Annotated in this window: 20 protein-coding genes; 11 read left to right on the top strand and 9 right to left on the bottom strand. The window is 62.3% G+C overall.

Annotation, left to right across the window (positions count from 1 at the left end; all coding sequences use genetic code 11):
- The first annotated feature begins 15 nt into the window (after positions 1-15).
- From rpoC to gltX, 4 genes are all read left to right on the top strand, one after another.
- Positions 16-4,344 carry a DNA-directed RNA polymerase subunit beta' gene (gene rpoC, locus K3180_RS12205; RefSeq protein ID WP_221541227.1) on the top strand — a complete coding sequence of 1,443 codons (4,329 nt, stop codon included), beginning with the start codon at positions 16-18 and terminating at the stop codon, positions 4,342-4,344.
- 182 nt (positions 4,345-4,526) lie between these two features.
- On the top strand, positions 4,527-6,914 hold the full coding sequence (locus K3180_RS12200) for a putative bifunctional diguanylate cyclase/phosphodiesterase (protein ID WP_221541226.1): 2,388 nt from the start codon (positions 4,527-4,529) through the stop codon (positions 6,912-6,914).
- Positions 6,911-7,363 (top strand): hypothetical protein, encoded by a 453-nt coding sequence (locus K3180_RS12195; RefSeq protein ID WP_221541225.1) that lies wholly within the window; start codon positions 6,911-6,913, stop codon positions 7,361-7,363. Before K3180_RS12200 ends, K3180_RS12195 begins: the two co-directional genes overlap by 4 nt.
- 28 nt (positions 7,364-7,391) lie before the next feature.
- On the top strand, positions 7,392-8,741 hold the full coding sequence (gltX, locus tag K3180_RS12190; RefSeq protein WP_221541224.1) for a glutamate--tRNA ligase: 1,350 nt from the start codon (positions 7,392-7,394) through the stop codon (positions 8,739-8,741).
- On the opposite strand, the gene K3180_RS12185 is transcribed toward gltX, so the two are convergent.
- On the bottom strand, positions 8,738-9,151 hold the full coding sequence (locus K3180_RS12185; RefSeq protein ID WP_221541223.1) for a DoxX family protein: 414 nt from the start codon (positions 9,149-9,151) through the stop codon (positions 8,738-8,740). The genes gltX and K3180_RS12185 overlap by 4 nt on opposite strands.
- A gap of 160 nt (positions 9,152-9,311) precedes the next feature.
- The gene (gene pyk / locus K3180_RS12180; RefSeq protein ID WP_221541222.1) at positions 9,312-10,766 is read right to left on the bottom strand and encodes a pyruvate kinase; all 1,455 of its coding nucleotides are present in this window, start codon (positions 10,764-10,766) and stop codon (positions 9,312-9,314) included.
- Between the two features lie 49 nt (positions 10,767-10,815).
- On the opposite strand from pyk, the gene K3180_RS12175 reads away from it, so the two are divergent.
- The 4 genes from K3180_RS12175 (at position 10,816) to K3180_RS12160 (ending at position 12,790) form a co-directional block, all read left to right on the top strand.
- Complete coding sequence (locus tag K3180_RS12175) at positions 10,816-11,127, top strand: DUF1244 domain-containing protein (protein WP_221541221.1); 312 nt, start codon at positions 10,816-10,818, stop codon at positions 11,125-11,127.
- Between the two features lie 81 nt (positions 11,128-11,208).
- Entirely contained in the window at positions 11,209-11,445 is a 237-nt protein-coding gene (locus K3180_RS12170; RefSeq protein ID WP_006833088.1) for a DUF2312 domain-containing protein, read from the top strand.
- Between the two features lie 70 nt (positions 11,446-11,515).
- Positions 11,516-12,388, top strand: coding sequence for an SDR family oxidoreductase (locus K3180_RS12165; RefSeq protein ID WP_221541220.1), 873 nt, complete (start codon positions 11,516-11,518; stop codon positions 12,386-12,388).
- A 54-nt stretch (positions 12,389-12,442) separates the two neighbouring features.
- Positions 12,443-12,790, top strand: a complete 348-nt coding sequence (locus K3180_RS12160) for a heavy metal-binding domain-containing protein (protein ID WP_202391916.1) — start codon at positions 12,443-12,445, stop codon at positions 12,788-12,790.
- Here the strand turns inward: K3180_RS12160 and trpS are convergent.
- From trpS to secB, 3 genes are read right to left on the bottom strand one after another with little or no spacing between them, the layout of a single operon-like run.
- The gene (gene trpS, locus K3180_RS12155) at positions 12,787-13,842 is read right to left on the bottom strand and encodes a tryptophan--tRNA ligase (protein ID WP_221541219.1); all 1,056 of its coding nucleotides are present in this window, start codon (positions 13,840-13,842) and stop codon (positions 12,787-12,789) included. The two genes, K3180_RS12160 and trpS, sit on opposite strands and share 4 nt — an antisense overlap.
- Before the next feature lie 7 nt (positions 13,843-13,849).
- The gene (murJ, locus tag K3180_RS12150; RefSeq protein WP_221541218.1) at positions 13,850-15,433 is read right to left on the bottom strand and encodes a murein biosynthesis integral membrane protein MurJ; all 1,584 of its coding nucleotides are present in this window, start codon (positions 15,431-15,433) and stop codon (positions 13,850-13,852) included.
- Positions 15,434-15,455: 22 nt separating this feature from the next.
- Positions 15,456-15,986: a protein-export chaperone SecB gene (gene secB, locus K3180_RS12145; protein ID WP_221541217.1), complete on the bottom strand. Its 531-nt coding sequence runs from the start codon at positions 15,984-15,986 to the stop codon at positions 15,456-15,458.
- A 257-nt stretch (positions 15,987-16,243) separates the two neighbouring features.
- Here secB and K3180_RS12140 point away from each other — a divergent pair, with 257 nt between their 5' ends.
- The 3 genes from K3180_RS12140 to K3180_RS12130 are packed head-to-tail and all read left to right on the top strand — an operon-like array spanning position 16,244 to position 18,667.
- On the top strand, positions 16,244-16,903 hold the full coding sequence (locus K3180_RS12140) for a Tim44/TimA family putative adaptor protein (RefSeq protein WP_221541216.1): 660 nt from the start codon (positions 16,244-16,246) through the stop codon (positions 16,901-16,903).
- Positions 16,904-16,931: 28 nt separating this feature from the next.
- Entirely contained in the window at positions 16,932-18,116 is a 1,185-nt protein-coding gene (gene mltA / locus K3180_RS12135; RefSeq protein ID WP_221541215.1) for a murein transglycosylase A, read from the top strand.
- The gene (locus tag K3180_RS12130) at positions 18,113-18,667 is read left to right on the top strand and encodes a Smr/MutS family protein (protein ID WP_221541214.1); all 555 of its coding nucleotides are present in this window, start codon (positions 18,113-18,115) and stop codon (positions 18,665-18,667) included. Before mltA ends, K3180_RS12130 begins: the two co-directional genes overlap by 4 nt.
- Before the next feature lie 72 nt (positions 18,668-18,739).
- Here K3180_RS12130 and katG read toward each other — a convergent pair whose 3' ends face one another.
- The 4 genes from katG to K3180_RS12110 form a co-directional block, all read right to left on the bottom strand.
- A complete protein-coding gene (gene katG, locus K3180_RS12125; protein WP_221541213.1) occupies positions 18,740-20,956 on the bottom strand; it encodes a catalase/peroxidase HPI in 2,217 nt (738 codons plus the stop codon).
- Between the two features lie 204 nt (positions 20,957-21,160).
- Entirely contained in the window at positions 21,161-22,750 is a 1,590-nt protein-coding gene (gene ahpF, locus K3180_RS12120) for an alkyl hydroperoxide reductase subunit F (RefSeq protein WP_221541212.1), read from the bottom strand.
- 183 nt (positions 22,751-22,933) lie between these two features.
- On the bottom strand, positions 22,934-23,500 hold the full coding sequence (gene ahpC, locus K3180_RS12115; protein ID WP_160727842.1) for an alkyl hydroperoxide reductase subunit C: 567 nt from the start codon (positions 23,498-23,500) through the stop codon (positions 22,934-22,936).
- A gap of 219 nt (positions 23,501-23,719) precedes the next feature.
- On the bottom strand, positions 23,720-24,052 hold a 333-nt coding region (locus K3180_RS12110; protein ID WP_221541211.1), incomplete at its 5' end, for a hypothetical protein.

Genomic DNA, 24,052 nt, shown 5'->3' with positions numbered 1-24,052 from the left:
ATAGGGAATTAAGTCATGAACGAACTGACCAAATTCACCAACCAGCTCGCGAAGCCCGAAACCTTCGACGAGATCCAGATCGGCATCGCCAGCCCCGAGCGTATCCGCTCGTGGTCCTTCGGCGAGATCAAGAAGCCCGAGACGATCAACTACCGCACGTTCAAGCCTGAGCGTGACGGCCTGTTCTGCGCGCGCATCTTCGGTCCGGTGAAGGATTACGAATGCCTGTGCGGCAAGTACAAGCGCATGAAGTACAAGGGCGTCGTCTGCGAAAAGTGCGGCGTCGAAGTCACCGTGACCAAGGTCCGCCGTGAGCGGATGGGCCACATCGAACTGGCCGCGCCGGTTGCGCACATCTGGTTCCTGAAGTCGCTGCCTTCGCGCATCGGCCTGCTGCTCGACATGCAGCTCAAGCAGCTCGAGCGTGTGCTTTACTTCGAAAGCTATATCGTCACCGAGCCGGGCCTTACCGCGCTCGAAAAGAACCAGCTGCTGACCGAGGATGAACTCCTCGAAGCGCAGGACGAGTATGGCGAAGACGCCTTCTCCGCCTCGATCGGTGCGGAAGCCGTCAAGCACATGCTTATGGATCTCGATCTCGAGCAGGAAAAGGCGGATCTGCTGGAAGAGCTGGCGACCACCAAGTCCAAGCTCAAGCCCGCCAAGATCATCAAGCGCCTCAAGGTCGTCGAAAGCTTCATCGAATCGGGCAACCGTCCCGAATGGATGATCCTCGAAGTCGTGCCGGTCATTCCGCCCGAACTGCGCCCGCTGGTGCCGCTGGACGGTGGCCGCTTCGCGACGTCCGACTTGAACGACCTTTATCGCCGCGTCATCAACCGTAACAACCGCCTGAAGCGCCTGATGGAACTGCGCGCGCCGGACATTATCGTCCGCAACGAAAAGCGCATGTTGCAGGAAGCCGTCGACGCGCTGTTCGACAACGGCCGCCGCGGCCGCGTCATCACCGGCGCCAACAAGCGTCCGCTCAAGTCGCTCAGCGACATGCTCAAGGGCAAGCAGGGCCGCTTCCGTCAGAACCTGCTCGGCAAGCGTGTCGACTATTCGGGCCGTTCGGTCATCGTGACCGGACCCGAACTGAAGCTGCACCAGTGCGGCCTGCCCAAGAAGATGGCGCTCGAACTGTTCAAGCCGTTCATCTACGCCCGCCTCGACGCCAAGGGCCTGAGCATGACGCTCAAGCAGGCGAAGAAGTGGGTCGAGAAGGAGCGCAAGGAAGTCTGGGACATCCTCGACGAGGTGATCCGCGAGCACCCGGTTCTCCTGAACCGCGCCCCGACGCTTCACCGCCTCGGCATCCAGGCGTTCGAACCGGTCCTGATCGAGGGCAAGGCGATCCAGCTTCACCCGCTGGTCTGCGCCGCGTTCAACGCCGACTTCGACGGTGACCAGATGGCCGTGCACGTTCCGCTGAGCCTCGAGGCGCAGCTGGAAGCGCGCGTGCTCATGATGAGCACCAACAACATCCTCTCGCCCGCCAACGGCAAGCCGATCATCGTGCCTTCGCAGGACATGGTGCTGGGCCTCTACTACCTGTCGATGGAACGGCAGGAGAAGACGCCCGAGTTCGTCGAAGGCGAAAATGGGGAGAAGCACGAGAAGCTGCCGCTGTTCAGCGACATGGCCGAAGTGCATCAGGCGCTGGAAACCAAGACCGTCACGCTGCACTCGAAGATCATGGCCCGCGTCCCGCAGGCCGACGAGAACGGCAAGGTCGAGATGAAGCGCTTCGTCACCACGCCGGGCCGTATGCTGATCGGCGAGTGCATGCCGAAGAACCACAAGGTTCCCTTCGACATCGTCAACCGCCTGTTGACGAAGAAGGACATCGCCGACGTGATCGACGAGGTCTATCGTCACACCGGCCAGAAGGACACGGTGCTGTTTGCCGACGCCATCATGGTGCTGGGCTTCCGCCACGCGTTCAAGGCCGGTATCAGCTTCGGCAAGGACGACATGATCATCCCCGACTCCAAGGCGGGAATGGTCGAAGCCACCAAGGCCCTGGTTGCCGATTACGAGCAGCAGTACCAGGACGGCCTGATCACCCAGCAAGAAAAGTACAACAAGGTGATCGACGCGTGGAGCCAGTGCGGCGACCGTGTGGCCGACGCCATGATGGAAGAGATCCGCTCGCAGCCGATCGACAAGGACGGCAAGGAAGCGCAGATCAACTCGATCTACATGATGAGCCACTCCGGTGCGCGTGGTAGCCCTGCGCAGATGAAGCAGCTCGCCGGTATGCGCGGCCTGATGGCCAAGCCTTCGGGCGAGATCATCGAGAACCCGATCATCTCGAACTTCAAGGAAGGCCTCAACGTCCTCGAATACTTCAACTCCACCCACGGCGCCCGCAAGGGTCTCGCGGATACGGCGTTGAAGACGGCGAACTCGGGTTACCTGACCCGCCGCCTGGTCGACGTGTCGCAGGACTGTGTCATCGTCGAAGAGGACTGCAAGACCGAAAATGCGCTGGAAATGCGTGCCATCGTGCAGGGCGGTAGCGTGATCGCCTCGCTCGGCGAGCGTATTCTCGGCCGCACCACGGCGGAAGACATCGTCAACGCCGCTACCGGCGAAGTGATCGTCAAGGCCGGCACGCTGGTCGACGAACCGATGGTCAAGGCGATCGAAGAGGCCGAAACGCAGGTCGCCAAGATTCGTTCGCCGCTGGTCTGCGAAGCCAAGCAGGGCGTTTGCGCCACCTGCTACGGCCGTGACCTCGCTCGCGGTACGCCGGTAAACATCGGCGAGGCTGTCGGCGTGATCGCCGCCCAGTCGATCGGTGAACCAGGTACCCAGCTGACCATGCGTACCTTCCACATCGGCGGTGCCGCACAGCTCAACGAGACCTCGCATCTCGAAGCCGTGTCGGACGGCAAGGTCGAATATCGCGACATGCCGACCATCACCGACAAGAAGGGCCGCATCCTGTCGCTCGCCCGCAACGGCGAACTGGCAGTGATCGACAAGGAAGGCCGCGAGCGCGAAATCCACAAGGTGCCTTACGGTACCGTGCTGATGCACAAGGATGGCGCGAAGGTGAAGGAAGGCGATCGTCTGGCTGAATGGGATCCGTTCTCGCTGCCGATCATCACCGAAACCAGCGGTGTGGTCCGTTTCCAGGACCTCATCGACGGGACCTCGATGGAAGAGCGCGTCGACGATGCCACCGGTATCGCCCAGCGCGTGGTCACCGAAATCCGCACCGGCGGACGCGCCAAGAAGGACGATCTTCGTCCGCGCCTGACGCTGTTCAACGATGCCGGAGACGATAGCGAAGCCGCGCGCTACATGCTGGCGCCCGGTACTGCGCTTTCGGTCGAGGACGGGCAGGAAGTGCAGGCCGGCGATATCCTCGCCCGTGCCTCGCGTGAAGCCGCCAAGACCCGCGACATCACCGGTGGTCTGCCGCGCGTCGCCGAACTGTTCGAGGCCCGCGTGCCCAAGGACAATGCGATCATCGCCAAGATTTCGGGCAAGATCGAATTCGTTCGCGAATACAAGGCGAAGCGCAAGATCGCGATCGTTCCGGAGGAAGGTGATCCGGTAGAATACCTGATCCCCAAGACCAAGATCATCGACGTCCAGGAAGGCGACTTCGTCAAGAAGGGCGACACGCTGATCTCGGGCTCGCCGAACCCGCACGACATCCTCGATGTCCTCGGGATCGAGGCGCTGGCCGAATATCTGGTCGACGAAATCCAAGAAGTCTACCGACTGCAGGGCGTGAAGATCAACGACAAGCACATCGAGGTGATCGTTCGCCAGATGCTGCAGAAGGTCGAGATTACCGATGGCGGCGATACCGTGCTGCTGCCGGGCGAGCAGATCGACCTGGAAGAACTCAACGAGACCAATGCGAAGCTCGGCCGGAACAAGGAGCCTGCCAAGGGCACTCCGATCCTGCTCGGCATTACCAAGGCCTCGCTCCAGACGCGTTCGTTCATCTCGGCCGCCTCGTTCCAGGAAACGACCCGTGTGCTCACCCAGGCTTCGGTCGAGGGCAAGAAGGACACGCTGGTCGGTCTCAAGGAAAACGTCATCGTGGGCCGCCTCATCCCTGCCGGTACCGGTGCGGGCATGAACCGCATGCGCGTGACCGCCTCCAGCCGCGATGCTGCGCTGCGCGCACAGTGGAAGAAGGCCCAGGAAGCGATCATCGCGGCCAATACTGCCGAGGAAGAGCATGAAGCCGAGCTGGCACAGGGTCCTGAAGCGGCGATCGGCGACGATCCGCTGGCGGTCATGGAAGGCGAAGCCAACGGCACTGATGCAGATGCTGGCGAGTATCTCAACGAGGGGGCGAAGGACGGCGAATAAACCGGCCTTTTCACTCTGGTCATTTGGCCCCGCCGGAGCGATCCGGTGGGGCTTTTTGTTCGTGCCTCAGGCTGCGCGGGGCTTCACCGGCCCTACTTGCGCTTGACCCAAGGTATGCAAGGCTGCACCATCGTTCCGCAGTCGGGATGGGGCTGTGCGACGCTTACTACCGGGGGAATGTCGTGTCGCGATACGAATACGTGACCGAATACCAGGGCGACAGGGGTCGTGTGCAGAACGCCGACCGCCTGCAACACCTGCTGCTATACCGGCGGCTTAAAAACTTCAGCTCCGGCGCCACGTTCTCTCTGCTCCCGGCTCTGGTTTCGATCTTTATTCTGCTGTGGACGTTCTGGAACAACGCGCCGCAACTGGTGATCGCCATTTGGGCGACATTACAGGTGCTGCAATTGTGCGTTTTTGTGGTGCTGGATCGCAGCCTCGACCTCGACGATGCTCCGTTCGAGGGAATGCGCCGGCAATGGCGCCGAATACTGATCCTGCAGGCGGTCGGTACGACGATCTGGTTCGTCATCTTTCCTTATTTGGCGCTTTACGCAGTGGGCCTCGAAACTGCCGTACTCGGGATCGTCGGCACTGCTGTCCTGTGCGGTACGCTTCTCGTCCACCGCACGGCCCCGCAAGCGTCGATTTTTCATACCCTGACCATGTCGGGCTCTCTGGCCGCCTCCGCATTCCTGGTCGCGTCCTTGAGCGCCTGGCCAACCATTCTTCTGATCGCGAGTTTCGCCATCGCCTTGCTTGCAGCCACCCGGCGGCAGGAAAGGTATTTCGTCGCGGCCGGAAAAGCCGAAATAGAGCGCCGCGAAAGCACCTCCGTCGTGCGCATGCTGCTCAACGATTACGAAGAACAGTCTTCCGACTGGTTGTGGACGATCGGCCCCCGCGGCAATCTCCGCGACGTGAGCGAACGCCTGGCCAAGGCCCTCGGCAGGGATAGCGGCCAGATCGAAGGGCTACCCTTCATCGATCTTTTTACCCCGGGGGAGGAACGCACCGCCCTTGCCACTCGCGTGAGCGAACGCAGCCCGTTCCGCGATCTTCTGGTGCGGCTGCGGGTGGACGGGGAATTGCACTACTGGCGGCTATCCGCCCGACCCCGGGAAGACGGCAGCATGAGCGGCGTGGCGCGCGACGTAACGGCGGATCGTCTCATAGAAGAGCGGGTCGCCTTCATGGCGCATTACGACAATCTGACTGGCCTCGCCAATCGCTACCTTTTCAACGAGCGGCTGCGAAGCCTGACGGGAGAGCAGAGTTCTTCAGGCTCGAGCATCGCCCTGTTCTATCTCGATCTCGACGATTTCAAGGCGGTGAACGATACGAGGGGACACCTCATTGGCGACCGGTTGCTCCGCGAGGTGGGTACCCGCCTCGAGCAGGAGGTGCGCAGCGAGGATCTGGTTGCGCGGCTGGGCGGAGACGAATTTGCCGTCCTTATCGAAACGCGGGCAGGGGACGGGCTGCTGATCGAACGCGCCCATCGCTTCCTGTCCGTGGTCCGTGCGCCCTATGAAATCGATGGCCATAGTTACCGCGTATCGACCAGCGTGGGAGTCGCACGATCCATAGACGGCGATTGCGACGCGGAAGAACTCATGCGCCGCGCCGACCTTGCCCTATATGCCGCAAAGGAAAAGGGGCGCGACAATCTCGCCCTGTTCGAGCCTTCGCTCGATCGGATCGCGCGCCAGCGCCGGGAAATCGAGAGCGATCTTCGCGATGCGATCGCAGGCGGGCAGATGCGCATGCATTACCAGTCCATCGTCGATCTCGACACGGGCAGGACTACCGGCTTCGAAGCCCTGCTGCGCTGGTACCACCCGCATCGCGGCCTTATCCTGCCGAACGACTTCCTGCATGTGGCGGAAGAAACGGGCATGGTCCTGCAATTGGGCGAATGGGTGATCCGGCAGGCTCTGGCCGATGCCACGGCCATGCCGGGTGACTTCCGCATCGCGATCAACCTCTCCCCAACACAGGTGAAGAATCCCAATCTGGTCGCCACGGTCGCCCAGGCGATCCATGCGACCAATATTGCACCCGAGCGGATCGAACTCGAGATTACCGAGCATGTGCTCATGGATCAGGGAGATGCAGGCCGGAACACGCTGCTGCGCCTGCGCGAACTCGGCGTTCGCATCGCCCTCGACGATTTCGGAACCGGCTATTCCTCGCTCGGCTATCTGCGGCGCTTTCCGTTCGACCGGATCAAGATCGACAGAGGTTTCATTACCGATGTGGCGAATGATCTCGGTAGTCAGGCGATCGTGTCGACGATCACGCGGCTCGCAGACGCGCTGGGCATGGACACTACCGCCGAGGGCATCGAGGAGCGGGCGCAAATGGATCTGTTGCGCAAGCTCGGGGTGCAGGAGGCGCAGGGGTTCTTTATCTCGCATCCGGTTCCGCCGGAAGAAATCGGACAGCATGGCGGGGAATGCGATGCCCAGAAAGGTGCGCCCGATCCGGAACTCGGCCCGGAATTCGTTACTTATCGCAAGGGAAGGGCTGCGGTCGTGGCCCGCCGTGGGAGCGACGCCGCATGAGACTATTATTATTGCCAACTGCGCTCATCATCCTGCTGGGAGCATGCAGCCCGCAATCACCTGCGCAGTCTGGCGATGCGCTGTCATCCTCCGCACCTGGTGCCGGGGAAGTCCCTCAGGCTGTCGATCTGGCCGGATACTGGCGGGTCGCAGGCATCGACGGTGCCCCTTTCGAGGCGAGCTACGGAATCGCGCTATCGGCTGACGCGCAGCGTATCTGGTGGGAGCCCGAATGCGCGCGCCAATATCGCGAATACAGCATTTCCGGCAGCAGATTTGTCGCGCCTGTCCGCAGCAATGACGGCGAAGTCGTATGCGAGATCGGATACCCGGAAGAGCTGCCGGAAATCTGGTCCGCCCTTGAGGCGGCCGATACGATCGAGCGCACACCGGAAAACGGTGTGCTGATTTCCGGAAACGACCGGAGCGTACTCCTCTTCTCGCAATAGTCTCCGGCTTGCGCTATCGGCGCGCTCCATGACCACGATCACCCGTTTCGCCCCGTCCCCGACCGGGCGTCTGCATGTCGGCAACATCCGCACCGCGCTGCACAACTGGCTGCTCGCGAAGAAGAGCGGTGGGCGATTCCTGCTACGCATCGACGATACCGACGCTTCGCGCAGCCGCGAGGAATATGTCGATGCGATCCGCGCCGAACTCGCATGGCTGGGTCTTGAGCCCGATGAGGAGGAACGCCAGTCGCAGCGGCTGGAGAAATACGAAGCGGCCTTTGCGGCGCTGAAGGAAGCCGGACGCGTTTATCCGGCCTATGAAACCGCACAGGAACTCGAACTCAAGCGCAAGATCCAGCTAGGGCGCGGCCTGCCGCCGATCTATGACCGCGCGTCGCTGGCCCTCACCGACGAACAGCGCGCGTCGAAAGAGGCCGAGGGTATTGCGCCGCACTGGCGTTTCCGCCTCGACCACGAAGAACCGATTCACTGGGACGATGGCGTGCGCGGGCCGCAGAAGTTCGACGCGGCGCAGCTGTCCGACCCGGTTATCCGCCGCGCCGATGGCAGCTGGCTCTACATGCTGCCGAGCGCGGTCGACGATCTCGACATGGGGGTCACCGATGTCCTTCGCGGGGAGGATCACGTTTCGAACACAGCGGTTCAAATTCAGATGTTTACCGCACTTATTGCTGCACAATACCAGGCGCAGCAAATTCCCCGGTTTGCGCATGAGGCGCTGCTGGTCGGCAAGGAGGGCAAGCTGTCCAAGAGGCTGGGTTCACTCGGCTGCGATGCTTTTCGCGAACGCGACATAGAACCGGAATCGCTCATCGCCTTATTGGCAAGGCTCGGCACATCGCAACCGGTCGAACCGATTGCCGAGCGCGGGCATCTCGTGGAGACATTCGACCTCGCCACCTTCGGCCGAGCGCCCGCCAAATTCGACGAAGACGAATTGCAGCGTCTCAACGCGGCCATCGTGCACCAGCTCGATTATGCGGATGTCGCGAGCCGGCTTCCCGATGGCATGGACGATACCGGCTGGCATGCCATTCGCCCCAATCTTTCGCATGTGAACGAGGCGGCGGAATGGTGGCGGCTCGTCACCGGGCCGATCGAACAGCCCGAATTCACTGCCGAAGACCGCCAATTCCTCGCGGAAGCGGCAAGGCTGCTGGTATGGAGTGACACCCCTTGGGAAGATCTCACCGGTGTGCTCAAGCAGGAAACAGGCCGGAAGGGCAAACCGCTGTTTCTGCCCTTGCGACAGGCGCTGACCGGGATGGACCACGGCCCGGAAATGAAGGAGCTGCTCCCGCTCATCGGTGAAGGCGAAGCGCGCGCCCGGCTGGAGCGGGCCGCGAAAGCCTAGTCTGCCGATATATTCGCTTGCGGCCGGTCGATGCTCCACGCCCCCGGACCCGCAAAGACAAGGTAGAGGAAGACGAAGCAATACAGGATCGCCGCGTCCCCGCCATTGTTGACGGGGAAGAAGTTCTGCGGTGCGTGCGCGTACCAATAAGCGACCGCCATGGTTCCCGACGCGAGGAAGGCGGCAGGACGAGTGAACAGGCCGAGGGCAATCAGCGCGCCGGCGACGAACTCAATCGCCCCTGCGAATGCCCCGAGGCTGTCGAACGCGAGGCCTGCTCCGGCCCTCTCCCCATCCGGAAAGCCCAGGAACTTCTGCGTGCCGTGGGCCATGAAGATCAGGCCTGAAACGATTCTGAGCAATGCCAGAGCATAGGGTGCCCGTCGCGCGATGCTGGCCTGGTCGAACATGGTTCTCTCTCCTGTCTGTTGTGCGAGCCGAGAATAGGCCGATTAACGGGAAACCCGAAGCTCGCACAGCGAGAAATCCACGAACGGTCGGCAAGTATCTGACGAGGCAGGACATTGATTCAGAAGCGTGCCTTGCAAAGCCGGGACGCATGCTTCTGAATCATTCCTCACGCCCGTCCAGTTCGTCGCCGCTGATCGTGACGACATGAAGCAGGTTGGTGGAGCCGGGGGTGCCGAATGGCACGCCTGCCAGAGCAATGAGTTTGGATCCGGCGCTTCCGAAACCGTGGCGCAGCGCCATGCGCTTGCCCTTGGCGATCATCTCTTCGAAGCTGCCAATGTCCTTGGTCGCCACGGCATGCGCGCCCCATAGAAGGCCGAGGCGGCGGGCGGTGGTCATGCTGGGTGTGAGGACCAGCATGGGTACGCTCGGACGTTCGCGCGCTACACGCCGCGCGGTCGATCCGCTTCCGGTGAAAACCGTGATCGCTTCTATGGTCACGGTATCGGCCACGGTCATGCAGGCATGCGCCAGCGCATCGGCTGTGGTCCGGTCGGGCGGCGTGTCGAGAAAACGCACGCGGGCGAGATAGGCCTCGTCGCTTTCGACCTGCTTGGCGATACGGTGCATGATGGTGACCGCTTCTTCGGGCCAGTCTCCGGCGGCGGTTTCCGCCGACAGCATTACCGCATCGGCGCCGTCGTAAACCGCATTGGCCACGTCGGAGACTTCTGCGCGGGTCGGGGCGGGGCTTTCGATCATGCTTTCCAGCATTTGCGTCGCCACGATCACCGGCTTGCCCGCGGTGCGCGCCTTGTTGACGATCCGCTTCTGAAGCGGCGGGACTTCCTGCGGCTCCAGCTCTACTCCCAGATCGCCGCGCGCGACCATGATGCCGTCGCTCATCTCGATGATCTCGTCGAGACGGCGCACCGCCATCGGCTTTTCGATCTTGGCGCAGAGCGAACCCTTGCCGCCCATCAGCCGCCGCGCCTCGGCAAGGTCTTCCGGGCGCTGCACGAAGCTGAGCCCGATCCAGTCGACCCCCTGGCTCATGGCGAAGGCGAGATCCTTGCGGTCCTTGTCGGTCATGGCGGGGATCGGGATTTCCGCATCGGGCACGTTGACGCCCTTGCGGTCGGAAATCACGCCGCCGACTTCTGCCGAACAGAGGATTTCGTTCTCGTCGGCGCGGATCACCTTCAGGCGGATCTTACCGTCGTTGATCAATAGGCGCTGCCCCTTGCCGAGCAGGCCGAACAGCTCGGGATGCGGCAGCTCGACACGGGTTTCGTCGCCGGGCTCGGGATTTCGGTCGAGCGTGAAATGGCCCGAGTGGCGGATGACTGCCTGCCCGTCCTTGAACTTGCCCACGCGCAGCTTCGGGCCCTGCAAATCGGCCAGGATCGCGATCGGGCGGTGGAATTCCTTTTCGAGTCTGCGGATCGCCTTGATCGTCTGCTCGTGATCGGCATGTTCGCCATGGCTCATATTGACGCGGAAGGCGTCCACCCCGGCCTTGAATAGGCGGGCGAGCATTTCGGGAGAGCGGCTGGCGGGGCCGACGGTGGCGAGGATCTTGACCTTGCGGCCCCGGGGATCGAGCTTTTGCATAAGCACCGCCTATGGCAGAGCCACATGGCAACTCAAGGACAAGTAACAGATGGATACGAATACAGACCCGCTCGATCAACTCGACGATGCCGTAGCGGCACAGGCTTTCCGGCGGCTGGTGCGGCACCTGCGCCATCGCCATGATGCGCAGAACATCGACCTGATGGGGCTCGCCGGTTTCTGCCGCAACTGCCTCGCCGACTGGATACGCGATGCCGGTTTCGAAGGCGACAGGCCGGCGGCGCGTGAACTCATCCACGGCATGCCGCAGGCGGAATGGAAGGAAACGCGCCAGACGCCCGCGACAGACGAGCAGATTGCCCGGATGGAAGCGAGCATTGCGAAAAATCGCGTGGACTAGCGAGTCGCCACCTTCACCCCGCGCGGAGCGATGGCTATCGCACCGCCAACCGATTCTCATTTCACTGGAGTTCCCACGAAAATGGCCGAAGCCACCGACGACCGCCTGCGCCTGCTGATCGAGCGTATCGAACGCCTCGAGGAAGAAAAGAAGGGCATCGCAGACGATATTCGCGATGTATATGCCGAGGCCAAGGCGGTCGGATACGACACCAAGATCATGCGCCAGATCATCAAGTTGCGTAAAATGAAGCCCGACGAGCGCAGCGAACAGGAAACCATCCTCGACACCTACAAGGCCGCACTCGGCATGGGTTGAGCCGCTGTTGCGACGGGCGACGGAACACGTAGTCGCCACAGGTGGTTGATCGGGTGAAAGGAATTCGCCCATGTCCACCGAAACCGTCGACACTGCATTCGTCGAAGAGACCTCCGAAGAGCCCCGGATGCCGGGGTCGGAAACGGACCTGGATCGCAAGCCGAAATGGCAGCCGCGCTATCCGGGATCGGGGCGGCTGAAAGGCAAGGTGGCGATCGTGACGGGCGGCGACAGCGGCATCGGCCGCGCGACCGCCGTTCTTTTTGCGCGTGAGGGCGCCAAGGTCGCGATCGCCTATCTCGAGGAAAGCGAAGACGCGAAAATCACCGCCGAGGCGGTCAAGAAAGAGGGCAGCGAGGCGCTACTCCACGAAAGCGATCTCGGCTGTCCCGACAGCTGCAAGCTATTAGTCGACCGGGTGATCGACAAATGGGGCCGGCTCGACGTGCTCGTCAACAATGCGGGCGAGCAGCATCCAGACGATGACATTACCGATATCACCGTCGAGCAGCTCCAGCGCACCTTCCAGACCAACATCTTTTCGATGTTCTACCTGACACAGGCTGCGCGCCCGCATCTCAAGAAGGGTGCGGCGATCGTGAATTGCACGAGCGTGACCATGTACAAGGGCTCGGGTGGATTGCTCGACTACAGTGCGACCAAGGGCGCTATCACTGCTTTCACGCGTTCGCTGTCGGAGAACCTCGTCGGGGACGGAATTCGCGTGAACGCGGTCGCTCCCGGTCCGATCTGGACGCCGCTCAATCCGATGGGCGGCCAGCCGCCGGAAGAGATGGACGACTTCGGAGAGGATACTCCCATGGGCCGACCCGGCGAGCCGAACGAGGTCGCGCCCGCCTTCCTTTTCCTCGCCTGCGAGGACAGTTCCTATATGTCGGGCCAGGTGCTGCATCCGAACGGCGGTATCATCGTCAACGGTTGACCCGGACGGCAGGCGCTCTATCTAGGCAACACAGTCTAGTGTAGGAGAGAGCGAATGGCCGGACCCTGGAAAGATGCACGCGGCATAACCGTCACCACCACGCCGACGATCGAAGGCAAGCCGATCCAGGAATATCTGGGCATCGTGACCGGCGAGGTGATCGTCGGCGCGAACCTGTTCCGCGATCTCTTCGCGAATATTCGCGATATCGTGGGCGGGCGTTCGGGCAGTTACGAGCGCATACTGCGGGACGCGCGCGAACAGGCGATCGAGGAATTGCAGGCCGAGGCGGCGACGCGCGGCGGCAATGCCGTGGTCGGCGTCGATCTCGACTATGAAGTGATCGGCGATACCGGCTCGATGCTGATGGTCTCTGCCAGCGGAACTGCGGTCAGGGTTTAACCCCGCACGAGGCCCAGCGCCTTGTAAGTTGCGTCGAGCGTCGGAACCGCAATCTCGCGTGCGCGGGAGGCGCCGCGTGCGAGTATGGCATCCAGCGCCTCGCGATCCTCGAGCAATTCGGTGAAGCGCGCCGAGATCGGGCGGAGGCTTTCGACCAGCACTTCGCCCAGCGCAGGCTTGAACTTGCCGAAGCCTTCTCCGCCATATTCACCCAGCACGTCGCTCACGCTGCGATCGGTCAGCGCGGCATAGATCGTCACCAGGTTCAGCGCTTCCGGACGTCCGGCCAGACCGGCTTCCTCGCTGGGAAGCGCCTCGGGGTCGGTCTTGGCCTTCTTGACCTTCTTCATCACGGTATCGGGATCGTCCGCCAGATTGATCCGGCTCATCTCGGACGGGTCAGACTTGCTCATCTTGGCCATGCCGTCACGCAGGCTCATGATCCGCGCTGCCTGCGGCGGCACGATCGGATCGGGCAGGGTGAAGACGGGCGCTTCTTCCGAAGCGAAGTCATTGTTGAACTTCTGCGCAATGTCGCGCGCCAGCTCCAGATGCTGCTTCTGGTCTTCGCCCACCGGCACATGTGTTGCCTGATAGAGCAGCACGTCGGCAGCCTGCAGCACCGGATAGGTGAACAGGGCGACCGACTGGCCTTCGCGGTTCTTGCCCGCCTTGTCCTTCCACTGGGTCATGCGGTTGAGCCAGCCCATCCGCGCCGTACCGCCCAGCAGCCATTGCAGCTCGGCATGCTGCGGAACCTGTGCCTGGTTGAACAGCACGCTCTTCGCCGGATCGATCCCGCAGGCCACCAGCGCCGCCGCCATCTCAAGCGTGCCCTTGTGCAGGTCGGCCGGAACGTGCGGCATGGAGATTGCATGAAGGTCGGCCAGGAAGAAGAGGCATTGGTTCTTCTCTGCGCTACCGCCTGCGGCTGCTTGAGCGCGGTTCGCATCCTCCATCTCGTCCTGCATGCGCACCCAGTTGCGGATCGCGCCGAGGTAATTGCCGAGGTGGAGATTGCCCGTGGGCTGGATGCCGGAGACTACACGCATGATGATCTTACGGAGCTTTCTTCTTGGTAAGGGCGGCAAGCCGCTGCCTGTCGATGGCGCCGACCGCAAAGGCGACGCCGAAATAGACCACTGCCGAACAGCCGACGAGGACGAGCAGGGCGCCCAGTCGCTCGAACAGTCCGGCAGAGAACCAGCCGGTTAGCAAATCACGCGCGAACCACAAGGCGGCGCCCATGGCGGCGGCGGCGACAAGCTGGCGGGCGATCCTGCCGACAAGTGCCAGCGGAATGGAATAATAGCCGCGCTTGACGAGGATCACATAGAGATAGGCGACGTTGATCCACGCGCCGATCACGCTGGCAAAGGCGACGCCGACCACGCCGTAATCGGTCAGGATGGCGAAGTTCAGCCCGACGAAGACAAACAGCGAAATGAAGGCGGCATATACCGGGGTCTTGGTGTCCGAACGGGCGTAGAAATTGGGGACCAGCACCTTGACCAGCACATAGGCGGGCAGGCCCAGCACCAGCGCGGCGAGCACCTGGCCCGTCGCAGCTGCATCGGCCAGATCGAAGCGGCCGCCCTGGAAGATCATGGTCACGAACGGTACGGCGCACACCGCCAGCGCCACTGCCGCCGGTATGGTGAGCAGCATGGACAGCTCGATTGCGTCGGACTGGATGCGATCGGCGCCTTCCTTGTTCTTGCTGCCCACGAATTTCGACAGCGTCGGAAGGATGGCGGTCGACAGCGCAATCCCGATGATTCCCAGCGGCAGCTGGTTCAGACGGTCGGCATAGTTCATGTAACTCACCGAACCGTCGGCCAGCTGGTTGAGGAAATAGAGCTGGACGAGCGTATTGATCTGATACGCACCGCCGCCGATTGCCGCGGGCAGGGCGATTATGCCTAGCCGCTTTACCTCGGGCGTGATGCGCGGCCAGAGCAATTTGGGCCGGAAGCCTTCCACCCGGGTCCAGTAATAGAGCCAGGCGAGTTGCAGCACGCCCGCGCCGGGCACGGCCCAGGCCACTGCATAACCAACCTGCTCCACGTTCCAGCCAAGAGTATCGGCTGCATATTCGCCGCCCAGCAACGCCGCAATCAGTACGAGGTTGAGAATGATCGGAAAGCTTGCACCCGGGGCGAAACGGCTCACCGAATTGAGCATTCCGGTGAACAGTGTCACTAGGCTGACCAGCACGATATAGGGAAACATGACCCGCGCGAAGGCCACGGCCAGAACGAAATTTTCCGGATCGATCGGTTTTTCGGACAAAATCCAGATCACGCCCGGCATGGCAACCATCATCACCGCACACAGCAGGATAAGCACCGGAAGGAATACGCTCAGCACGTCGTCCGAAAAGCTGCGCGCACTCTCCAGCCCGGTTTCGGGGTCTGTGGTGCCATGCAGGCGCTTTGAGAACATTGGCACGAAGGCGGCCGAGAATGCGCCTTCCGCGAAGAGGCGGCGGAAGACGTTGGGAATGATAAAGGCCTGAAACCACGCATCGGTCACCGCATTGGCGCCGAGCACGCGGCTGAAGATCATCTCGCGCGCCATGCCGGCGACGCGGCTCACCATCGTCAGCGAGCCGATCGTCCCGACATGTTTGAGCAGGCTCATGGCCTATTGGGTCTCTGATGCGTCAGTTGTCGCCGGCCGGCGCAGGTGCGCCTTCGCCCTGCTGCGCCGCGCGGGCTTGCAACTGCTGCTGGTAGAGGGCACCGAAATCCATCGGATCGAGCAGCAGCGGCGGGAAGCCGGCATCGCGCACGGCATCGGAAATCACTGCGCGGGCGAAAGGGAAGAGCAGGCGCGGAGCCTCGGCGAAGAGGAAGGCATGGGCGTGCTCGTCGGGCACATTACGAATGCCCACGAGCCCGCAATAGGCCAGTTCGACGATGTAGAGATTGCCCTTTTCGCCATCGGCGCGGGCCGTCATCTTCAGCTCGACCTCGTGGACCTCGTCGCTCACCTTGTTTGCGCCTATGTTCACCTGCACGTCCACACGCGGCTGGTCGTTCCACTGGAAGCTCTGCGGTGCGTTGGGATTCTCGACCGAGAGGTCTTTGATGTACTGATTGATCAGGCCCACCGCCGGACGGTTGTCCGCACCGTTGGCACCGGCTGCAGGGTCCATGTTGAGATCGGTCAGTACGTCGTTTTCATCGGCCATGGGAAAATCACTTCTTTGCGAATGTCGAATCGGATTGGCCGGCGCCCGTGCGGGCCGCCCGGCTGGTTCGGCGCGCGCCTAGCACCCCCTCGCGCGCGGGGCAATGCGGCTGACAGAGCCTCCGGCAACCCGGCGCAAGCATGGTGCGGCGGAGCATTGCCCGTTTGTAATTCCTTCCTATCTAGGGCAGGTAAGTGTGGAACTGCCTGGCCCTCCGGCACGTAGGCAAAACAGAACCTGCAATTGGACTAGTATTTGTGATCTACGAGATCGTCATCCTCGCCGCCATCGCCGCCTTTCTCGGGCTGCGTCTCTATTCCGTGCTCGGGCAGCGTTCCGAGCATGAAGAAGAACCCGCACGGCACCGCTTCGATGCACCCGATTCCCAGGTTCCACCTGTGACCGGTCATCAGTCTGCGGGCCCGCGCGAGCCTGTCCGGCTGCGGAGCGTGGACAATGCCTCTTCCGCCAATGAAAGCGCCATTCGCGCCATCGCCAGTGCCGATCCGCGGTTCGACCTGCTCGCCTTCCTCGACGGGGCGAAGGCAGCCTACGGCATGATCCTCGAAGCCTTCTGGGAAGGCGACAAGGAAACCTTGCGCGAACTGACGGACGACGATGTCTATGCCGGTTTTGCCGCCGCCATCGATGCCCGTACCGAAGCGGGCGAGACGCTGGAAAACCGTCTCATCCGCATCGAGGATGCGACGGTCCATTCGGCGGATATTGATCGGCGCACGGCGCGTATCTCGGTCCTGTTCGTATCCGACATTGCCTCGCTGACGCGCGACAAGGATGGCAACGTCATCGCCGGTTCGCTGGACGATGCGGTGGAAAGCCGCGATATCTGGACCTTCCGCCGCAATGTCGATGCGAGCGATCCGAACTGGGTGCTCGACGAGACCGACCAGGGCTGATCGCCGTCCCATAATTCGGAGAGTATCCATGCATCGTCTCGCCGGGCTGGTAGCAGCCTTCAGCCTTGCGGGATGCGCTGCCATTCCCGATGCCCGTCCCCCGATGGACACGGGCGCAGTGGAGCCGCCCCCGGCGATCCCTGCAGATACCGCTTTGGCGGCCACTCTTTCTCCGGGCCCCGCCATCGAGACCATGCCGTTTGCCGGTTGGGATGCTGCGCCCGCTCTCGCGGCCTTCCGCGCCTCGTGCAGCAAGATCCTGTTTCGCGATGACGCCAGCGGTTTGACGCGGCGGGTCGATTGGCAAGGCCCTTGCGGTGCGGCGGAAAACTGGTCGGGCGATCCGGTGGAATTCTTCAGAAGCCAGTTCGAGACTGTCATTGTCGGTGACGGTGAAGCCTTTGCCACTGGCTATTTCGAGCCGGAGATACTCGGCAGCCGCGTACAGGCGCCGGGATACCAAATACCGGTCTATGCCATGCCCGACGATCTCGTGCGTGCCTGGCCGGAAGACATGCCCGAAAGCGAACGAACCGGTCGCCCACCGCTCGGCCGCTATGACGCAAACGGCGATTTCGTACCTTATTACGAACGCGCCGAGATCGAGACGGGCGTGCTCGACGGCAAAGTGCCGGTGATCGCCTGGGCAGCCGATCCGGTCGAATTCTTCTTTCTCCAGATCCAGGGCAGCGGTTTGCTGCGTCTGCCCGACGGCAATTTGATGCGCATCGGTTATGCGGGACAGAACGGCCGCGAATATGTCGGCATCGGGCGCGTGATGCGCGAACAGGGCCTGATCGGCGACGGCACGCCCTATCCCACCTCGATGCAGGGGATCATCGCCTATATCCGCGACAATCCGGAAAAGGGTGCGGAGATCATGCGGCTCAACAAGAGCTGGATATTCTTCCGCGAACTCGACACCGAAGGTCCGCTCGGCTCGCTCGAAATCCCGGTGAAGCGCGGCGATAGCGTGGCGGTTGATCCGAAATTCGTGCCCTATGGCGCCGCGGTCTGGCTGGACATGGAGCATGACGTGGCCGACGGCCTGTGGATTGCGCAGGATACCGGCGGAGCGATCAAGGGCGCGAACCGCTTCGACACCTTCTGGGGCAATGGCGCGGACGCCCGTGAAATCGCCGGCGGCATGAGCAGCCGCGGCAAGTCCTACCTGCTGCTTCCCAAGGGGACGCTTGCGCGCTTGAAGCCATGACGGCGCCTCGGGGGCTGAGCGCAGAGGAAGCGGCCGCCTGGGAGAAGGTGGCGGCGACGGTGAAGCCCTTGCACCCGCAGGTCATTCGCAAGCAGCCTGCGCCCGTGGTTTCGCCGCCCAAGCCGCAGGCGAAGGCGCCCGCAGCCAAGCCTCCGAGGCCGACTCCGGCTCCAAGGCCAGTCGTCCAGCAGGTCCGGCGCCCGCAGAACAATCTGGATTCGCATTGGGACAAGCGGCTGAAATCCGGCACCATACAGCCCGATTTCACTCTCGACCTGCACGGCCACGGTCTCGACGCGGCCTATGATCGTCTGATGAGCGGCGTGGCGCAGGCCCGCGCCATGGGTGCACGCACTATCCTGCTCGTCACGGGCAAGCCGCGCCCCGTCGATCCGGCCGACCGCGGCATCAAACGCGGCGCCATTCGCGCCAAGGTGCTGGACTGGCTGGCAGCCTCCAGCCACCATTCCGCCATCGCAGCAGTAAGGCGCGCCCACCTCCGCCACGGCGGAGAGGGCGCGCTCTACATCGTTCTCAGGCGAGAACGGTAGGCATACGGGACAACAAAAAGCCCCCGGCATTGCTGCCGGGGGCTCCTCGCTCCCGAAGGGTCCTCGGCGGCCCTACCGGTGATATTTCGCGTATTCGAGATCGAAGCGGTCGGCATCCATGACCTTGGTCCAGGCCTTGACGAAATCGCGCACGAACTTCTCTTCATTGCCGTTCTCGGCATAGACTTCGGCCACGGCCCGCAGGCGGGAATTGGAACCGAAGACCAGATCGGTGCGGGTTGCGCGCCATTTTTCGCTGCCATGGATGCGGCACCGACCGACGAATTCCTCGTCGCCGCTTTCGTCGACCACTTCCCATACCGTGCCCATGTGGAGCAGGTTGAGGAAGAAGCTGTTGTCGAGCTTGCCGGGCGTTTCGGTGAGCGCGCCGATCTTGTTGCCGTGCTTGGCATGCTTGCTCACCGCGCCCAGCGCGCGCAAGCCGCCGACCAGCACGGTCATCTCGGGGATCGAGAGGCCGAGCAGGTGAGCCCTGTCGATCAGCAGATCCTCGGTCTTCACCGAAGCCTTGGTCTTCAGGTAATTGCGGAAACCGTCGGCAAAGGGCTCCAGGGGCTCCCAGCTTTCGGCGTCGAAATCTTCCCGCTTCGCATCGCCGCGGCCGGTGGTGACCGGGACGGAGATATCGAAACCGGCATCCTTTGCCGCCTTCTCGACTGCTGCCGAACCGGCGATGACGATGGCATCGGCCATCGAAATGCCGCCGCGGATTTCGTCGAGCTTGTTCAGCACCTTACCGAGCTCTTCGGGATCGTTGACGGCCCAGTTGCGGATTTCGTCGAAGCGGATATGCGCCCCGTTGGCACCGCCGCGGTGATCCGAATTGCGGTAGGTCGAGGCCGAAGCCCAGGCTGCCTTGACCAGTTCGGCAACCGACAGGCCGCTGTCCAACACCTTAGATTTGAACGAGGACAGGTCGCTGTCGGATATCTGCGTTCCGGCCGGGATCGGATCCTGCCAGATCAGGTCTTCGGCGGGAACTTCGGGGCCGAGATAGCGGACCTTGGGTCCCATGTCGCGGTGGGTCAGCTTGAACCATGCGCGGGCGAATGCATCGTCGAGCGCGGCCTGGTCGTTGAGGAAACGTTCCGAAATCTTGCGATATTCGGGATCGCGCTTCAGCGCCATGTCCGCCGTGGTCATGATGGTCGGGACCTTCTTGTTCGGGTCCCGCGCATCGGGTGCCAGATCGGCTTCCTCTGGATTGACAGGGGTCCACTGGTAGGCACCGGCAGGCGATTTGGTCAGCTCGTAGTCGTATTTGAACAACAGACGGAAATAGTCATTGCCCCACTGTGTGGGATTCGGGGTCCACGAACCTTCGATACCGCTGGTGGTGATATGGCCCTTTTCGATCTCTTCAGGATCGGTCAGCCAGCCGAAGCCCATGCGATGCAGGTTCTCGCCTTCCGGAGCGCTGCCGAACGTATCCGAAGGTGCCGCGCCGTGGCACTTGCCGAAAGCGTGGCCACCGGCGGTCAGGGCGACGGTTTCTTCGTCATTCATCGCCATGCGGGCGAAGGTTTCACGCATGTCGCGCGCCATGCCTTCGGCATCGTGCGGATTGCCGCCCGGTCCTTCGGGATTGACGTAGATGAGACCCATCTGGATCGCGGCGAGCGGATTTTCGAGCGCCTTGCCCTCATCCGGGATGATACGCGTTTCTGCGCCGGTATCGACCCACTGTTCTTCGGTGCCCCAATAGACGGTTTCCGGATCGAACACGTCCTTGCGGCCGCCGCCGAAGCCGAACACCGGACCGCCCATCGATTCGATGGCGACATTGCCGGTCAGGATGAAGAGGTCGGCCCAGCTGATGTGCTTGCCGTATTTCTGCTTGATCGGCCACAGCAGGCGGCGTGCCTTGTCGAGATTGCCGTTGTCGGGCCAGCTGTTGAGCGGGGCGAAGCGCTGCTGGCCGCTGGAGGCACCGCCGCGACCGTCACCGGTGCGATAGGTGCCCGCCGCATGCCATGCCATCCGGATGAAGAAGGGGCCGTAATGCCCATAGTCCGCCGGCCACCATGGCTGGCTGTCGGTCATCAGGTCGGTCAGGTCTTTCTTCAGCGCGGTGTAGTCGAGCGCATTGAAGGCTTCGCAATAATTGTAATCCTCGCCCATCGGATCGGCTGCGCGGCCGCCTTCGGTGAGGATTTCGAGATTGAGCTGGTCGGGCCACCAATCGCGGTTGGTGCGGCCGAGCAGCGAGCGGGTACCTCCGTCACCGTGGAAGGGGCAGCCGCTGATATCTCCGGTCTTGGCGTCCATGAAAACTCTCTCCTCTAGAAATTAAAGACTCGGTTCCCGTCCGAGGTTGGAGAGCACGTTGAACCCGGTCGGCTTATTCGTCCAATCGATTAAACGGTTCAAATAGATAGGCGGAAGCGATTGTGCGGCGAGGCGTGGCGCACCTACGAAAAACGCCGCCATCCCGCTGGAATGACGACGCTTTCGTGTTCGGTTTATGACGGGTCAGGCCGCTTGGGCGATCTCTTCGGCGGGTTCGGTCCGGATCAGGTAATCGAACGCAGAGAGGCCCGCCTTCGAACCTTCGCCCATGGCGACCACGATCTGCTTGTAGGGCACGTCGGTGACGTCGCCTGCGCCGAAGATGCCGGGCAGATTGGTGCGGCCTTCCTCATCGGTGGCGATTTCGCCGAACCTGGTCAGTTCGAGCCCGCTTCCCTGAAGCCATTCGGTGTTCGGGACGAGCCCGATCTGCACGAATACGCCTTCCAGCTCGATCCGGCGCGTGTCGCCGCTCTTGCGGTCCTTCAGCATCAGCCCGTCGACCTTGCCGTCCTTGCCGGTGACTTCGGTGGTCTGGCCGCTGGTGACGATTTCGACATTGTCCATGCTGCGGAGCTTCTTCTGCAACACCTCGTCGGCACGCAGCTTTTCGTCATACTCGATCAGCGTCACATGGCCGACGATCTTGGCAAGATCGATCGCCGCCTCGACGCCCGAATTGCCGCCGCCGATCACCGCGATGCGCTTGCCCTTGAACAGCGGACCGTCGCAGTGCGGGCAATAGGCCACGCCCTTGTTGCGATACTCCGCTTCGCCCGGAACGCCCAGGTTGCGCCAGCGCGCGCCGGTCGCAAGGATCAGGCTGCGCGTCTTGAGCGATGCGCCATTGCCAAGCTCCACCGTGTGCAGCCCGCCTTCTTCCTTGGCCGGGACCAGCTTTACCGCCCTGGCGAGGTTCATCAGGTCGATATCGTATTCGCCGACATGGCGTTCGAGATCACCCGCCAGCTTGGGACCCTCGGTATAGGCGGTACCGGGCAGGTTCTCGATGCCCAGCGTGTCATGCAGCTGTCCGCCGAAGCGTTCGGCCGCAATGCCGGTACGGAAACCCTTGCGCGCGGTATAGATCGCCGAGGCAGCGCCTGCAGGACCTCCGCCGATCACCAGCACTTCGAACGGGTCCTTGGCGGCGAGCTTCTCGGCGGCCCTGGCATCCGCGCCGCTATCCACCTTGGCGAGGATTTCGGCCAGTTCCATCTTGCCATTGTAAAAGGGTTCGCCGTTGAGGAAGGTCGCGGGCACGGCCATCACGTCACGTGCATCGACTTCGTCCTGATAGGTGCCGCCTTCGATCAGCGTGGCCGTGACGCGCGGGTTTTCCAGCGCCATCAGCGTCAGCGCCTGCACCACATCGGGGCAATTGTGGCAGCTCAGCGAGAAATACATCTCGAAATTGAAATCGCCCTCCAGCCCGCGAACCTGCTCGAGCAGGTCGGCGTCGACCTTGGGCGGGTGGCCGCCTGCCCACAGCAGGGCAAGAACCAGCGAAGTAAACTCGTGGCCCATCGGCAGCCCCGCGAAACGCACCCACTTCTCCGCATCGCTGGCGCGGCGGATCACGAAGCTGGGCTTGCGATCATCGGTGCCGTCGAAGCTGGCGCTGACGTCTTCGTGCAGCGCGGCGATCTCTTCGAGCAGTTCGCGCGTCTGGCGCGATTTCTCATCGTCGCCCAGCGAGGCGACCAGTTCCACCGGCTCGCGCAGATTGGCGAGATAGGTCTTCAGCTGCTGGGTAAGGTTCGCATCGAGCATGGACGGACTCCGGGCGTAGGTTGCGGGCGGGGGTTGCGGGCGTGATCGAAATTCAAGGGGATGGAAAAGACCCGGGGCTGGGGGGGAGGATTGCCCCGGGTCTTCCAGCGACCCGAGATTATTGTCTCGGGCTCTTGGGGCGGGCGAAAACTAGGAACGCCCGCCTTAGCTTATTCTGCCGGCCTAGATCTTGCCGACGAGGTCGAGCGAAGGTGCCAGCGTGTCGCTGCCTTCTTCCCATGCCGCCGGGCAGACCTGGCCGGGGTTGGCGCGGACATACTGGGCCGCCTTGATCTTGCGAGCGAGTTCGTTGGCATTGCGGCCCACGCCTTCGCAGGTCTGTTCCATGATCTGGATCACGCCGTCCGGATCGACCACGAAAGTGGCCCGATCGGCAAGGCCGGCGCCTTCACGCAGCACGTCGAAATTGCGCGCGAGGACATGGTTCTGGTCGCCGAGGAACGGGAAGCTCAGCTTGCCGATCTTCTCGCTGGTGTCGTGCCATGCCTTGTGGCTGAAGTGCGTGTCGGTCGACACGGCATAGACTTCCACGTCCATCTTCTGGAGCATGCCATACTGCTCGCCGAGGTCTTCGAGTTCGGTCGGGCAGACGAAGGTGAAGTCGGCCGGATAGAAGAAGAATACGGCCCACTTGCCCTTCACGTCTTCGTCGGTGACTTCGTAGAAATCTTCACCGGCCTTGAAGGCGGTGGCGTTGAACGGTTTGATCTGGCTTCCGATGATACCCATAGGTTTTTCTCCGTTGTTCGGGTTGAAACTGATGGGTGTCAGATAGGCGATGTTGCGATGCACAAAAGCGATATGTTGCGATTGTTAGCATCGGAATAATCGATTAACTCAATGGAACTTTCGAAAAGCGCAACGGACTCGAGATTTCATTGCGTTTTACGCAATCGGATTGTCGATTGGACGGAGCGACAGTGGCGGTTTTGGGGGGGAGAGCGAACATCAGGTGCTGGTGTCGAAGGTCTTGCTGACCGCTGCGCGAAAGTCCTCCCACTGGGCCGGGTCGCTTGGCATACCATTGACCCACATCTCTTGGCTCAAATCGTCCAACAAAGCAGCGAGATCTTCGGACTTTTTGCTGCCGCGCGCCCAATAAGCTTCGAGAAAATGCCGCATCGCGTCGAAGGCTTGAAGTTCGTCTAGCTTGCGCGGAGGCGTTCCGACCCAATCAGTCATCTGCGGAAGAATGCATCGTTCATCGAATGGCGGCAATTGATGACGTGGACGGCTCTCCATCCTCGGGGGATAATTTCCCTCCAGTGAGTCGGAAAGGAG

Origin of the sequence: Qipengyuania huizhouensis (genome assembly GCF_019711635.1) — a bacterium.
GTDB classification, from domain to species: domain Bacteria; phylum Pseudomonadota; class Alphaproteobacteria; order Sphingomonadales; family Sphingomonadaceae; genus Qipengyuania; species Qipengyuania huizhouensis.
The sequence above is the reverse complement of the archived record's forward strand: the minus strand, read 5'-3'. Positions and strand labels throughout refer to the sequence as shown.

Coding starts and splice junctions, on each gene's coding strand:
- rpoC (WP_221541227.1), top strand. CDS start 16: ATGAACGAACTGACCAAATTCACCAACCAGCTCGCGAAGCCCGAAACC.
- K3180_RS12195 (WP_221541225.1), top strand. CDS start 6,911: ATGAGACTATTATTATTGCCAACTGCGCTCATCATCCTGCTGGGAGCA.
- gltX (WP_221541224.1), top strand. CDS start 7,392: ATGACCACGATCACCCGTTTCGCCCCGTCCCCGACCGGGCGTCTGCAT.
- K3180_RS12185 (WP_221541223.1), bottom strand. CDS start 9,151: ATGTTCGACCAGGCCAGCATCGCGCGACGGGCACCCTATGCTCTGGCA.
- pyk (WP_221541222.1), bottom strand. CDS start 10,766: ATGCAAAAGCTCGATCCCCGGGGCCGCAAGGTCAAGATCCTCGCCACC.
- K3180_RS12175 (WP_221541221.1), top strand. CDS start 10,816: ATGGATACGAATACAGACCCGCTCGATCAACTCGACGATGCCGTAGCG.
- K3180_RS12170 (WP_006833088.1), top strand. CDS start 11,209: ATGGCCGAAGCCACCGACGACCGCCTGCGCCTGCTGATCGAGCGTATC.
- K3180_RS12165 (WP_221541220.1), top strand. CDS start 11,516: ATGTCCACCGAAACCGTCGACACTGCATTCGTCGAAGAGACCTCCGAA.
- K3180_RS12160 (WP_202391916.1), top strand. CDS start 12,443: ATGGCCGGACCCTGGAAAGATGCACGCGGCATAACCGTCACCACCACG.
- trpS (WP_221541219.1), bottom strand. CDS start 13,842: ATGCGTGTAGTCTCCGGCATCCAGCCCACGGGCAATCTCCACCTCGGC.
- murJ (WP_221541218.1), bottom strand. CDS start 15,433: ATGAGCCTGCTCAAACATGTCGGGACGATCGGCTCGCTGACGATGGTG.
- secB (WP_221541217.1), bottom strand. CDS start 15,986: ATGGCCGATGAAAACGACGTACTGACCGATCTCAACATGGACCCTGCA.
- mltA (WP_221541215.1), top strand. CDS start 16,932: ATGCATCGTCTCGCCGGGCTGGTAGCAGCCTTCAGCCTTGCGGGATGC.
- K3180_RS12130 (WP_221541214.1), top strand. CDS start 18,113: ATGACGGCGCCTCGGGGGCTGAGCGCAGAGGAAGCGGCCGCCTGGGAG.
- katG (WP_221541213.1), bottom strand. CDS start 20,956: ATGGACGCCAAGACCGGAGATATCAGCGGCTGCCCCTTCCACGGTGAC.
- ahpF (WP_221541212.1), bottom strand. CDS start 22,750: ATGCTCGATGCGAACCTTACCCAGCAGCTGAAGACCTATCTCGCCAAT.
- ahpC (WP_160727842.1), bottom strand. CDS start 23,500: ATGGGTATCATCGGAAGCCAGATCAAACCGTTCAACGCCACCGCCTTC.